This is a genomic window from Streptomyces sp. DSM 120436 (genome assembly GCF_055778765.1).
The window spans coordinates 2,465,895-2,478,586 of the sequence record NZ_JBSKBS010000001.1; the positions used below are offsets into that span (position 1 = coordinate 2,465,895).

The window sequence follows — 12,692 nt, forward strand, 5'->3', positions numbered from 1 at the left end:
ACGGCTGCCGTACGGTCGAGGCCGTAGGACACGGGACCACTGCCGACGCTCGAGCGCTCGTACCGCTGAGGTGTCCCTCCGGACTCCGTACGCGATGTGCCGTACGACTTCAGAGGGCTGTCGGGTCGGAGCCGATCGGGCCACCGACCGGGCATCCTCATATACATGCGGCCCGTCGGGCACGTCCGAGTACGTGGGAGTACGTCGGAATGCTCAGCAGGCGCATTACCACCATACCCCGGATTCGCGCACACGCCATGGCCGATTTGGTCACGTAGCCGTCGTCACACTGATCGGCCGGATCCTCCGGGGCAGGCCGGGCGGACTATTGTGCGCAGCATGACGAGCCCTGACAGCCCTGCCAGCCCGGACAACGCCGCCGACACCCCCGAGACCCCCGCCGAACGGACCGGCGTCGCCGCCATGGACTGGGCCGCCGCCTCCGCCGACCCTCAGTACCGCGCCGCTGTCGTGGATCTGCTCGGCGCGCTCGCGTACGGGGAGCTGGCGGCGTTCGAACGGCTCGCGGAGGACGCCAAGCTGGCGCCGACGATGGCGGACAAGGCGGAGCTGGCGAAGATGGCCTCGGCGGAGTTCCACCACTTCGAGCGGCTGCGGGACCGGCTGGCCGAGATCGGCGAGGAGCCGACGCAGGCCATGGAGCCGTTCGTCGCCGCCTACGACGGCTTCCACAAGCAGACGGCGCCGTCCGACTGGTTGGAGGGCCTGGTCAAGGCGTACGTGGGCGACTCCATCGCCAGCGACTTCTACCGCGAGGTCGCGGCGCGCCTGGACTCCGACACCCGCGCGCTGGTCCTGGCCGTCCTGGACGACACGGGGCACGGCGGCTTCGCCGTGGAGAAGGTGCGCGCGGCGATCGAGGCGGACCCGCGCGTCGGCGGACGGCTCGCGCTGTGGGCGCGTCGGCTGATGGGCGAGGCGCTGTCCCAGTCCCAGCGGGTGGTCGCCGACCGGGACGCGCTGTCGACGATGCTCGTGGGCGGCGTCGCGGACGGGTTCGACCTGGCCGAGGTCGGCCGCATGTTCTCCCGCATCACGGAGGCCCACACCAAGCGGATGGCGGCGCTGGGTCTGGCCGCCTGACGGCACCCGGCGCAGGTGCCCGACCGCCGCGGCCGGCCGGTTCCCCCGGCGGAGGCGTCAGGCGCGGCGGCGGCCCGACGACGGCGGCACCGGTACGGTCCGGCGGGGTGATCCGGGGAGGCGGTCGGTGGCGGTGGTCGGCCGAAGAAGGGGAGGGCCGCCCGGCGGGGCGGACGGAGTCCGGTGGCCGGCGGGACGGCCCGGGCAGGTGGTCGGTCGCGGTGGTCGGCGCCCAGCGCCCGGCCGCAGAGGCGGACGACCGCCCGGCAGGGCGGTCAGGCCGGCGCCGAGTGGCGGAGGCGGCCCGCAGGGCGCAGCAGCAGGGACAGCGAGGCGGCCGAGACGATCGCCGCGCCGAGCAGCATCGTCAGCAGGTTGCCCGCGTCCAGCGCGGTGTTCATGAGGAAGGCGCCGAACAGCGCTCCGACCACACCGGTCGCCAGGACCAGCGCGCGCCGGGGGAGCCGGTGCGACAGGCGGTGGTAGGCCCCCCACGCCAGGGACAGGCCGAGGATCGCGGAGCTGAGCGCTTCCAGAAGCACGTCGGGGTCCCTCCCACATGGCCGGCCTGCTCGTCCAGTGTTTTTGTCCTGTCCCGACTTACCCCTGACCTGCGGAATCCAATCCACCCCGGACGGCATCGGGTGTAGGCCGTCCGGGGGTTTCCCGGTCCCGGAGCGGACCCGGGCCGGGACCGGACGCGAGAGAGGGGCCCGGCGGTTCTCACAGCCGGGCCCCTCTCGTACGCGTTCCGCTCTCGGCCCGCCCTACAGCGCGCCGAAGCCCACCTTGCGGGGGGCGGGCTCGCCGATCTCGACGTAGGCGAGACGGTCGGCCGGGACCAGGATCTTGCGGCCGTGCTCGTCCACGAGGCTCAGCAGCTGTGACTTCCCGGCCAGCGCCTCGCTCACCACGCGCTCGACCTCCTCGGCGCTCTGACCGCTCTCCAGAACGATCTCGCGGGGCGCGTGCTGCACGCCGATCTTGACCTCCACGGCTATGTCCCTCCGACGGTCAGTGAAGTGCGCGGCCTTCCGCGCCGTACCTGCACACATTAGCCCGGTGAGGGGATGTGCACGCTTCGCCCGGCAACGCCAACAGCGAACAGCCGACGGGAACAGACGACCGTCGGTCCCCGCCGGTCAGTGGTGCTGGTCGCTGCCGTGCAGCGGGAACCCGGCGATGCCACGCCAGGCCAGCGAGGTCAGCAGCTGCACCGCCTGGTCGCGCGGCACACTGCGGTCGCTGTGCAGCCAGGACCGCGCCACCACCTGGGCGAGCCCGCCGAGCCCCGACGCCAGCAGCATCGACTCCGCGCGCGACAGGCCGGTGTCCTCGGCGATGACGTCGCAGATGGCCTCCGCGCAGTCGTTGGTGACCTTGTCGACGCGCTCGCGCACGGCGGGCTCGTTCGTCAGGTCCGACTCGAAGACCAGGCGGAAGGCACCGCCGTCGTCCTCGACGTACGCGAAGTAGGCGTCCATGGTCGCCCGCACGCGCTGCTTGTTGTCCGTCGTCGACGCCAGCGCGTGCCGCACCGACTGGATCAGCGCCTCGCAGTGCTGGTCCAGCAACGCCAGATACAGGTCGAGCTTGCCGGGGAAGTGCTGGTACAGCACCGGCTTGCTGACACCCGCGCGCTCGGCGATGTCGTCCATCGCCGCCGCGTGGTAACCCTGCGCGACGAAGACCTCCTGGGCGGCGCCCAGCAACTGGTTCCGCCGGGCACGGCGCGGAAGGCGTGTACCCCTCGGGCGTACCGCGTCCGTCTGCTCGATGGCTGTCACGCCGCCTCCCATTGTCGTCCACATGCGGGGTCAGCCGCGCCGCCATCGTACTTTTCGGTAACCCTGATGTGCGCGGTGCACGTGCAGGATTTCACGGACCGGACAACGGAAGAAGGGGTGCGGACGGTTTCAAACGCTGTCAGAGCGGGCAAGGACTGTCCCCTTCCGGGTCGCTGACGTCCCGGTCGCCGACGTCTCGGCCGGAGCGCTCCTCACCGGTAGTCGTCCTCGTCGAGCGAGACGACACGGGCCTGTTCCACCAGGTCCGCCTCGCTCGCGCGGCCGGGGTCGACCTCGGTCAGCGGGTCGTCCTCCTCCGGCCGCACCTCCGTCTGCTGCTCGGCCGCGTCGACATCCGGCGCCTCGACGTCGTACTCCAGGCCCTCCTGCACGTCCTCGTCCTCCTCGAACGTCTCGGGGTCGGTCGGATCCACGGCCATCGCCGGGCTCCCTTCTCGGTCACGCCCCCGAGGCATGCGGGGGCCACGTACGGGTGCCCTCTGTACGAGCCTAGGAGACACCCGATTTCGACGCCATGCGATCCGCGGCCGGAGCGTGACGCGGACGCGCGCCCGGCGCGAAGAGCGTGCGAAGCGGGTACGAAGCGGGTACGAAGGGGGCGCGACAGCGGCGCACGGAGTCACGCGGCCCTCCTGTGACACCGAACACGTGAACCAGGGTGTGATCGTCTCGTAACATTGCCGCATGTCTTCGACCGAGTTGCCGTTCGTGCCGCCCACCAGCGCGCTGCCCGAGCCGGCCGCGGTCAGGGTGGCCGAGGGTGAGCGGCTGAGGTCGGTGCGGCTGCCCGGCGTCACGCTCACGGTCAGATCCCGCCCCCCGGCCCGTGAAGGACTCCCGCCCGCCTTCTTCGTCCACGGGCTCGGCGGCTCGTCCCTCAACTGGTCGCCCCTGATGGCCCTGCTGGACGACGTCGTCGACAGCGAGGCCGTGGACCTCCCCGGGTTCGGCGACTCCCCGCCGCCGGACGACGGCGACTACTCGATCACCGCGCACGCCCGCGCGGTGATCCGCTGTCTGGAGGCCGCCGGCCGCGGGCCGGTGCACCTCTTCGGCAACTCCCTCGGCGGCGCGGTCGCCACGCGGGTCGCCGCCGTGCGCCCCGACCTCGTCCGCACCCTCACGCTCGTCTCCCCGGCCCTGCCCGAACTGCGCCCGCAGCGCACCGCCGTCCCCACCGGACTGCTGGCCGTGCCCGGGATCGCGCCGCTGTTCACCCGCCTCACCCGTGAATGGACCGCCGAACAACGGGTCCGCGGCGTGATGAACCTCTGCTACGGCGACCCCTCGCGGGTGACGCCGGAAGGCTTCCGGCACGCCGTGCAGGAGATGGAGCGGCGGCAGCGGCTGCCCTACTTCTGGGACGCGACGGCGCGCTCCGCGCGGGGGCTCGTCAGCGCCTACATGCTCGGTGGCCAGCAGGGACTGTGGCGTCAGGCCGAGCGGGTGCTCGCGCCGACCCTGCTCGTCTACGGCGGCCGGGACCGGCTCGTCGGCTTCCGCATGGCGCAGCGCGCCGCCCGCGCCTTCCGCGGCTCCCGGCTCGTGACACTCCCGGACGCGGGACACGTGGCGATGATGGAATATCCCGAGACCGTCGCGTCGTCGTTCCGTGAACTCCTGGCGGATGCGACGGATTCCGCGGACGAGGGGAGTACTGTGCAGCCGGACGCACAGGGCGACCCGGGTCCGTCCGCCGACCCCGGCGGCCCGACCATCACGACCGAGACGACGAGGGGCTGAGGCGCGACGTGGGACGCCACAGCCGTCGCGGACCCGCTCCGAAGGGCGACACCGCGGACACCACAGCCGCCGCCCGCGGCGTACGTGACGCGGCCGAGGCGCGGTACGACGAGCGCCGGGACGCCCGCCACGCGGCGGCGCAGGCACAGCAGCGGACACGCCGGCCGCAGCCGGGCGCCGAGCAGGGGTACGGCCCGTCCTGCGACCCGTCCCACGGCGGTTCTTCCACCGGCGCCCCGCCGCAGGGCACCCCGCCGCACGGCACGCCGGGGCACGGGTACGGGACGCCGGGGCACGGCAGGCCGGGTCAGGGCGTACCGCCGCTGCCGGACGGCTGGCAGCAGGAGGGAACCCCGGCGCGGGGCGTTCCTCGGTACGACGATCCCGCGCGGGGCGTTCCTCGGTACGACGATCCCGCGCGGGGCGCGCCTCGGTACGGGGACGGAACTCCTCCGCGCGGTGTCCCCCGGTACGGCGACGAAGCCCCGCCGCGCGGTGTGCCGCCGTACGGTGAGGCAACTCCCGCGCGTGGCGTCCCGCGTCCTGGCGACGGAACCCCCGCACACGGTGCCCCCCGGTACGGCGACGGAACCCCGCCGCGCGGTGTCCCGCGGTACGCGGACGGGACCCCCGCGCACGGCACCCCACGGGTCCGGGGCGGGCACCCCGAGCAGCGGGAGCCCGGGGACGGCTGGGGGACGCTGCACGGACGTACCGCCGCCGGAGCCGGGTACGGCGCGCCCCCCGCCGGGCGGCAGGACGTGCCCCTGCCGAGGCAGCGTCAGGCGCCCTCCGAGGGGCCGCGCCGGGACTACGTGGAGGCGTTCGACGACACCGACGACCTCTTCACCCCGCGCAAGCCCGTCACCCGCAGCCCGGCGGATCTCTACGGCACCGTCACCGACCGGGACGGCACCCCGGCCGCCGGCGTCCCCTCGGACACCGGCACCGCCGACGGCGGGCCGCCGACGGGCGTCCCCGCGCAGACCAGGGGCGGCAAGGGGCGCGCGTTCACCGGGATGGCGGCCGCCGCCGTCACCACCGTGCTGGCCGTCGTCGTCGCCGGGCAGGTCGCCGACAAGCACGACGCCCCCGGTGTCCAGGCACAGTCCGCCGGCGAACAGGCGCGCGACGCGCGGGACCCCGCCTCACGCGGGATCGACCGGGAGACGCCCGGGGCGGCCACCCCCCGCCCGCTGACGTACGAGCAGAAGATGGACCGGAAGTTCAGCCCGGCGGCCACCCGTGCGGGCACGGGGAAGTTCGACGCCGTCCGGGGGATCGACAAGGCGCCCGGCAAGGGGCGGAAGATCGCGTACCGGGTGGATGTGGAGCGGGGGCTCGACCTCGACGGCGCCCTGTTCGCCGAGGCCGTGCACCGGACGCTCAACGACCGCCGGAGCTGGGCGCACGACGGCCTCGCCTTCGAGCGGATCCAGTCCGGACAGCCGGATTTCGTGATCACCCTGGCCAGCCCCGAGACGACCGCCGACTGGTGCGCCAAGTCCGGCCTGGACACCACCCAGGACAACGTCTCCTGCGACTCCGCGGCCACCGAGCGCGTGCTGATCAACGCCTTCCGGTGGGCGCAGGGCGCCGAGACGTACGGCGACGAGATGCTCGCCTACCGTCAGATGCTGATCAACCACGAGATCGGCCACCGCCTCGGCCACAACCACGTCACCTGTGACAAGGACGGCGACCTGGCCCCGGTGATGCAGCAGCAGACCAAGTTCCTCGACCACGACGGGATCAGCTGCCGCCCCAACCCCTGGCCCTACCCCAAGGGTTAGAGCCCCGGCCGCCGGGTCCCCCGCCCCGTTCGCCACGGGGCGCTCGCCGGGTGACGGCCCCGGCCCGGCGCGCACCCGTCGTGCGCCGGTCTCAGCACGGCGAACGCGATCCGCGCGGGAAAGTCACGCCCGTTCACCCCTTTTAGTGGCGTGATGGACAACCGTCCATCACGCCACCGTCCTGTCCGCATACGTTCGTCCCGCTGCGAGCCGCCGGGCCGACGGCGGCTCCCGAGACGGGAGAACGGGGGTGCACACGTGCGCATCGGACTGCTTACGGAGGGTGGCTATCCGTACGTGGGCGGTGAGGGCGGGGTGTGGTGCGACCGCCTGGTGCGCGGGCTCGACCGGCACGAGTTCGACGTCTACGCGTTCAGCGCCGGCCAGGACCAGGAGGACGCGGGCTGGGTCGAGCTGCCGCCCCAGGTCACCAGGGTGCGCACGGCGCCGCTGTGGACCGCCGAGGGGGACGGAGCGGCGTACGGCCGCCGCGCACGTCGGCGCTTCACCGAGCACTACGGCGAACTGGCCGCCGCCCTCTGCACCGCCGCGGAGCCCGGCACCGCCGAGGCGGACCGTTTCGCCAACGCCCTCCACGGACTCGCCGAGCTCTCCCGCGACGAGGGCGGACTGGTCGCCGCGCTGCGCTCCGAGCAGGCCGTGCGCGCCCTGGAACGCGCCTGCCGTACGCCGGGGGTCCGCCGCGCGGCGCGCGAGGCCCGCGTCCCCGATCTGCTGGCCGTCGCCGCGTACCTGGAGCGCGCCCTGCGCCCCCTCTCCCTCGACTGGTACGAGGAGGACGGCCTCGGCGCGGTGGACCTCTGCCACGCCGCGTCCGGCGGCGCCGCGGCGCTCCCGGGCCTGCTCGCCCACCACTTCTTCGGCGTCCCGCTCCTGGTCACCGAGTACGGGGTGCGCCTGCGCACCCACTACCTCACGCGCCCCGACGCCACACCCGCCGTGCGGTCGCTGCTCGCCGCCTTCCACGGCCTGCTGACCGCCGAGACCTACCGCACGGCCTCCTACCTCGTCCCCGGCAACGCCCACGCCCGCCGGTGGCAGGAGCGCTGCGGCGCCGACCGGGCCAGGCTGCGCACCATCCACCCCGGCATGGACGCGGCGCCGTTCGCGCGCGTCGGGGAGGACCGACCGGGGGGCCGGGAGCAGCGCGAGCGGGCCGACCCGCGCACGCTCGTCTGGATCGGCCGGGTGGAGCCCGCCAAGGACCTGGTCTCGCTGCTGCACGCCTTCGCGGAGATCCGCGCGGCCGAGCCCGGAACCCGGCTGCGCATGGTCGGCCGCCCCTCCGGCCCGGAGGGCGGCGCCTACCTCGGCCACTGCAGGGCCCTGGCCGCACAGCTCTTCCCGGACGAGGCCGACGGCCCGCACGCCGTCGGGCAGAACCCGGTGTCCTTCGAGGAACTCGGCGGCCCCGGCGCGGAGACGGCCGCCGACGTCCACGCCGGCGGGACCGTCACCGTGCTCTCCAGCGTCGTCGAGGGGTTCCCGTACGGGCTGGTCGAGGCGATGTTCTGCGGACGCGCGACGGTCTCCACGGACGTCGGCGCGGTCGTCGAGGTGATCGGAGGCACCGGCCTCGTCGTACCGCCGCGCAATCCGCGGGCGCTCGCCGAGGCGTGCGTCTCGCTGCTGCGCGACCCCGAGCGTCGTGCACGGCTCGGAGCGGCCGCGCGCGCCCGGGCGCTCGAACTGTTCAGCGTCGAGCAGAACGTCACGGCCTACCGCGGCCTCTACCTCGAGACCGTCGCGCGGACCCCGGTACGCCGGCCCGTCCTCGACGGCACCGGAGAGCCGCTGCCCTTCGCCGCGCCCGCCGAGGCCCACGTCCCCGGCCGCTGGACCGAACCCACCGCCCGCGCCGTCCCCACCTGGGCCGTGGAGACGCCGGAGCCCGTCACGGAGACCGTCCGATGACCGACCTGAGCGAACTCGACCGCGGCGCCGCGCCCGGCGCGGCCGACCCGGTCAAGGTGCTGCTGCACCGCCACCGCGAGCTGTGCGAACGCGCCGTGGACCCCTTGGAGATCGCGGCGGGCCTGGAGGCCCACGGCATCACCGACCGGACCGCCGCCCGCTTCCGCCACCGCGACGTCTTCTCCCTCGCGGAAGAGCTCTACGCCCGCGTCCCGCGCGACACCGACACCGCGGCGGACGGCCCCGCCGCACCGGACGCCCCGCGCCGGGAGACGGCCGGCCGCCGGTCCTTCGCGGCGGTGCTCCTGCTCCCGCTGCTGCCCGGCGCGCTCTGCGCGGCCTTCCTGGCCGCCCTGCTCCGCACCCACGGCCAGACCCGCCTGTACGCGGCGGCCGTCGGCACGCTCGCCGTCGCCCTCACCCTGCGCGCCGCACTGCGCCGCGGGCCGCTGGCCGCCCCCGACGGCCTCTCCTCCCGGGCGGCCACCGGCTCCTGGACCTGCTGGCTCCTCGCCTACGCCGTGCTGGGTGACGGCCTGCTGCGCACCGCGATCGCCGGCGGCCCCGACGGACTGCCCGACGGCACCGCGGACGGTGACTGGCCGCTGACCCTCGCGCCGCTCCTGACCCTCACCCTCGCCGCCGCGCCCGCGACCTGGGCGGCCGGTCTCTTCACCACCCGCGCCCGCCGTAGGCTCGCCTCCAGCCGCGGCCTCGAGGACTTCGCCGCTTCGGTACGGCCCGCGCTGCTGGGCGCGGTCGCCCTGTTCCTGGGGGCGCTGGCCGCGCTCGTCGCCCTGTGCGCGCCGTTCCTCGGCACGGAGCCCTTCTCCCCGGCCGTCCTCGCGCTCGGCGCCCTCCTCTTCGTCGCCCGCCTGCTCACCGTGCACGGCTTCACCCGCGCCCCGCGCGTGATCCTCATGCTCACCGCGACCGCCCAGGTGCTCGCGCCCGCTGCCGTCTTCGCGGCCCGGCTGCCCGGCTGTGCCGCGCTGGGCGCGCCGGTGGAGGCCCTCACCACCGCCTGGGGTCCCGCCGCCGTACCCGTTCTGACCTGCGGTGCGGGCGCCCTGATCCTGTTGGGCCACGCCTCCCGCACCCTCACCCGCGCCTCGGCGCACCAGCGGCCGGAGCAGCCGCGGTGACCGGCCGCGACGCCCGCGGCCCGGAGCACCCGGCCCGATTCGAAGGAGAACCCCGCATGAACTGCCGTCCCGTCACCGACCACCGCGAAGGAGCCGACCGATGAGGGTCCTGCTGATCGGAGCCAACGGTTACATCGGCCGCTTCGTGGCCGACCGCCTGCTCGCCGACCCCGCCGTCCAGCTCACCGCCCTCGGCCGCGGTGACGACGCCGACGTCCGCTTCGACCTCGCCACCGGCAGCCCCGGTGCCCTCACCCGCTTCCTCGACGCCGTTCACCCCGGTGTGGTCGTCAACTGCGCGGGCACCACCCGGGGCGGCGCCCGTGAACTCACCCGGCACAACACGGTCGCCGTCGCCACCGTCTGCGAGGCGCTGCGCCGCAGCGGCTGCGGGGCGCGGCTCGTCCAGATCGGCTGCGGCTCCGAGTACGGGCCCAGCCAGCCGGGCTCCTCCACGGCCGAGGACGCCGTCCCCCGCCCCGGCGGCCCGTACGGCGTCAGCAAGCTCGCCGCCACCGAACTGGTCCTCGGCTCCGGCCTGGACGCCGTGGTGCTGCGGGTCTTCTCGCCCGTCGGCCCCGGCACCCCCGCCGGCTCCCCGCTCGGCCGGCTCGCCGAGGCGATGCGCCGCGCCATGCAGTCCGGCGACGGCGAGCTGAAGCTCGGCGGGCTCGGGGTCCAGCGCGACTTCGTCGACGTCCGGGACGTGGCCCGCGCCGTGCACGCCGCGTCGCTCTCCGCCGCGCAGGGCGTCATCAACATCGGCTCCGGCCGCGCCGTCCGCCTCCGGGACGCCGCCGCGCTCCTCGCCCGGGTGGCCGGCTACGGCGGCGCCCTCAACGAGCTCGACGGCCTGCCGCACCACGGGCCCGTCCCCGCCACGCACACCGCCCACGCGCCCCACCTGCGGGCGACCATCGGGCATCCGCGCGCCGAGACGGACCACCACCCCACCGCGACCGCCGCCCTCCCGTACCCCGACGGGTGCGGGGCCTGGCAGCAGGCCGACGTGCGCACCGCTCGCGACCGCCTCGGCTGGCGCCCCCGCATCCACCTCGAGGAGTCGCTGGCGGACATCTGGATGGAGGCGGCATGCCGTATCTGACCCGGCCGAGACAGGGCGCCACGGCCACCGGGCTCGGCACCGGCCTCGGCGTTCCGGGCGTCGCCCACCCGCTCCTCGCCCCCGACGAGTGGAACCGGCTCAACCGGCCCGGCACCCCCCTGCACTGGGTGGTGCTGAACGTGGCCGACGGCCCCGGCGTGCAGCCGGACCCGCGCTGCCTGGACGCGGCGGGCCGACTGCGCAACGCGGGCGTACGCGTCCTCGGCCACGTCGACACCGCCCACGGGCTGCGGAGCTTCGGGGAGATCGTCTCGGACGCCCACCGCTTCCTCGACTGGTACCGGGTCGACGGCTTCCTCCTCGGCCGCTGTCCCGCCGGCCGCGAGGACCTGCCCGGGCTGCGGCGCGCCGTCGCCGCCCTCCGGGTGATCCACGAGGACGCCCACATCGTCCTCGGCCACGGCACCCACCCGTACCCCGGCTACGCCGAGCACGCCGACCAGCTCGTCACCTACTCCGGCCCGTGGAGCGACTACCGCTGGTCCCAGGCGGCCGAGTGGACCGCCGACCATCCGCCCGAGCGGTTCTGCCACTTCGTGCACGGCGTGCCCCGGCCGCACCTGGAGGAGGCGCTGCGCATCGCCCGCTGGCAGGGCGCCGCCACCCTCTACTTCACCGACCACTCGGACCGCTTCTCCGGTCGCGCGGGACCGGCGGATCCGTGGGGGCCGCTGCCCGGCTACTGGGACGACATCGTCTCGCGGGTCGGAACGGGTGTCTCGGAATGAAAAAGGCCGTGGCAGTGTTGGCCGGAGAACAACCGTAGTGATCGACCGACCATCGGAGTCCCCGTGTCGCTGCCACCCCTGGTCGAGCCGGCCCCCGAGCTCACCGTAGACGAGGTCCGCAGGTACTCCCGCCACCTGATCATCCCCGACGTGGGCATGGACGGGCAGAAGCGGCTGAAGAACGCCAAGGTGCTCTTTGTGGGCGCCGGCGGCCTGGGTTCGCCGGGTCTGATGTACATGGCCGCGGCGGGCGTCGGCACGCTCGGCATCGTGGAGTTCGACGAGGTCGACGAGTCGAACCTGCAGCGCCAGGTCATCCACAGCCAGGCCGACATCGGCCGCCCCAAGGCCGAGTCCGCGCGTGACACGATCAAGGGCATCAACCCTTACGTGAACGTGGTCCTGCACGAGGAGCGGCTCGAGGCCGACAACGTGATGGACCTGTTCAGCCAGTACGACCTGATCGTCGACGGCACGGACAACTTCGCGACCCGCTACCTGGTCAACGACGCCTGCGTGCTGCTGAACAAGCCGTACGTGTGGGGCTCCATCTACCGTTTCGACGGCCAGGCCTCCGTCTTCTGGTCCGAGCACGGCCCCTGCTACCGCTGCCTCTACCCGGAGCCCCCGCCCCCCGGCATGGTCCCCTCCTGCGCCGAGGGCGGCGTCCTCGGCGTGCTCTGCGCGTCCATCGGCTCCATCCAGGCCAACGAGGCCATCAAGCTGCTGGCCGGCATCGGCGAGCCCCTCGTCGGCCGCCTGATGGTCTACGACGCCCTGGAGATGCAGTACCGCCAGGTCAAGGTCCGCAAGGACCCGGACTGCGCCATCTGCGGCGAGAACCCGACCGTCACCGAGCTCATCGACTACGAGGCCTTCTGCGGCGTCGTGTCCGAGGAGGCCCAGGCGGCCGCCGCCGACTCCACGATCACTCCCAAGCAGCTCAAGGAGTGGCTCGACGACGGTGAGAACGTCGAGCTCATCGACGTCCGCGAGCCGAACGAGTTCGAGATCGTCTCCATCCCGGGCGCCCGGCTGGTCCCCAAGAACGAGTTCCTCATGGGCAACGCCCTGGAGGGCCTGCCGCAGGACAAGAAGATCGTCTTGAACTGCAAGACGGGTGTCCGCAGTGCGGAAGTCCTTGCGGTCCTGAAGTCCGCGGGCTTCTCCGACGCCGTCCACCTCGGCGGCGGCGTCATCGGCTGGGTCAACCAGATCGAGCCGGAGAAGCCGGTCTACTAGACCGCCCCGGCCGAAGCGGTCCTCCGGGTCGCGCCGGCCGTCACCGGGTCCTCGTCGGGGGCTCCGGA

The 12,692-nt window shown here is 74.1% G+C and carries 12 protein-coding genes; 8 read left to right on the plus strand and 4 right to left on the minus strand.

Translation table 11 applies throughout. The features are described from left to right. Positions 1–330: 330 nt before the first annotated feature. On the plus strand, positions 331–1,104 hold the full coding sequence (locus ACWH4W_RS11450; RefSeq protein ID WP_473075650.1) for a ferritin-like domain-containing protein: 774 nt from the start codon (positions 331–333) through the stop codon (positions 1,102–1,104). 275 nt (positions 1,105–1,379) lie between these two features. Here ACWH4W_RS11450 and ACWH4W_RS11455 read toward each other — a convergent pair whose 3' ends face one another. From ACWH4W_RS11455 to ACWH4W_RS11470, 4 genes are all read right to left on the minus strand, one after another. Beyond that, the gene (locus ACWH4W_RS11455; RefSeq protein ID WP_473075651.1) at positions 1,380–1,646 is read right to left on the minus strand and encodes a hypothetical protein; all 267 of its coding nucleotides are present in this window, start codon (positions 1,644–1,646) and stop codon (positions 1,380–1,382) included. A gap of 225 nt (positions 1,647–1,871) precedes the next feature. Further along, a complete protein-coding gene (locus tag ACWH4W_RS11460) occupies positions 1,872–2,099 on the minus strand; it encodes a DUF3107 domain-containing protein (RefSeq protein ID WP_106412574.1) in 228 nt (75 codons plus the stop codon). Between the two features lie 147 nt (positions 2,100–2,246). Then, positions 2,247–2,891 carry a TetR/AcrR family transcriptional regulator gene (locus tag ACWH4W_RS11465; protein ID WP_106416251.1) on the minus strand — a complete coding sequence of 215 codons (645 nt, stop codon included), beginning with the start codon at positions 2,889–2,891 and terminating at the stop codon, positions 2,247–2,249. Between the two features lie 212 nt (positions 2,892–3,103). Next, positions 3,104–3,331 (minus strand): hypothetical protein, encoded by a 228-nt coding sequence (locus ACWH4W_RS11470; protein WP_473075652.1) that lies wholly within the window; start codon positions 3,329–3,331, stop codon positions 3,104–3,106. A gap of 265 nt (positions 3,332–3,596) precedes the next feature. Between ACWH4W_RS11470 and ACWH4W_RS11475 the strand changes: the two genes are divergently transcribed. The 7 genes from ACWH4W_RS11475 to moeZ all read left to right on the plus strand — a co-directional run bounded on the left by ACWH4W_RS11475 (position 3,597) and on the right by moeZ (position 12,624). Continuing rightward, positions 3,597–4,655, plus strand: a complete 1,059-nt coding sequence (locus ACWH4W_RS11475) for an alpha/beta fold hydrolase (RefSeq protein ID WP_473075653.1) — start codon at positions 3,597–3,599, stop codon at positions 4,653–4,655. Positions 4,656–5,416: 761 nt separating this feature from the next. Next, positions 5,417–6,448, plus strand: a complete 1,032-nt coding sequence (locus tag ACWH4W_RS11480; protein WP_473075654.1) for a DUF3152 domain-containing protein — start codon at positions 5,417–5,419, stop codon at positions 6,446–6,448. A 258-nt stretch (positions 6,449–6,706) separates the two neighbouring features. Next, the gene (locus ACWH4W_RS11485) at positions 6,707–8,383 is read left to right on the plus strand and encodes a DUF3492 domain-containing protein (RefSeq protein WP_473075655.1); all 1,677 of its coding nucleotides are present in this window, start codon (positions 6,707–6,709) and stop codon (positions 8,381–8,383) included. Further along, positions 8,380–9,528, plus strand: coding sequence for a hypothetical protein (locus tag ACWH4W_RS11490; RefSeq protein WP_473075656.1), 1,149 nt, complete (start codon positions 8,380–8,382; stop codon positions 9,526–9,528). Before ACWH4W_RS11485 ends, ACWH4W_RS11490 begins: the two co-directional genes overlap by 4 nt. Before the next feature lie 100 nt (positions 9,529–9,628). Continuing rightward, positions 9,629–10,633 (plus strand): NAD-dependent epimerase/dehydratase family protein, encoded by a 1,005-nt coding sequence (locus ACWH4W_RS11495; protein ID WP_473075657.1) that lies wholly within the window; start codon positions 9,629–9,631, stop codon positions 10,631–10,633. Further along, a complete protein-coding gene (locus ACWH4W_RS11500) occupies positions 10,621–11,382 on the plus strand; it encodes a spherulation-specific family 4 protein (protein ID WP_473075658.1) in 762 nt (253 codons plus the stop codon). The genes ACWH4W_RS11495 and ACWH4W_RS11500 overlap by 13 nt, the downstream gene beginning before the upstream one ends. Positions 11,383–11,445: 63 nt before the next feature. Beyond that, positions 11,446–12,624, plus strand: coding sequence for an adenylyltransferase/sulfurtransferase MoeZ (gene moeZ, locus ACWH4W_RS11505; protein WP_473075659.1), 1,179 nt, complete (start codon positions 11,446–11,448; stop codon positions 12,622–12,624). Positions 12,625–12,692: the final 68 nt, after the last annotated feature.

Excerpts from the sequence above, each read along its gene's own strand:
- ACWH4W_RS11470 (WP_473075652.1), bottom strand. The coding sequence starts at position 3,331 with ATGGCCGTGGATCCGACCGACCCCGAGACGTTCGAGGAGGACGAGGAC.
- ACWH4W_RS11475 (WP_473075653.1), top strand. The coding sequence starts at position 3,597 with ATGTCTTCGACCGAGTTGCCGTTCGTGCCGCCCACCAGCGCGCTGCCC.
- ACWH4W_RS11490 (WP_473075656.1), top strand. The coding sequence starts at position 8,380 with ATGACCGACCTGAGCGAACTCGACCGCGGCGCCGCGCCCGGCGCGGCC.
- ACWH4W_RS11495 (WP_473075657.1), top strand. The coding sequence starts at position 9,629 with ATGAGGGTCCTGCTGATCGGAGCCAACGGTTACATCGGCCGCTTCGTG.
- ACWH4W_RS11500 (WP_473075658.1), top strand. The coding sequence starts at position 10,621 with ATGCCGTATCTGACCCGGCCGAGACAGGGCGCCACGGCCACCGGGCTC.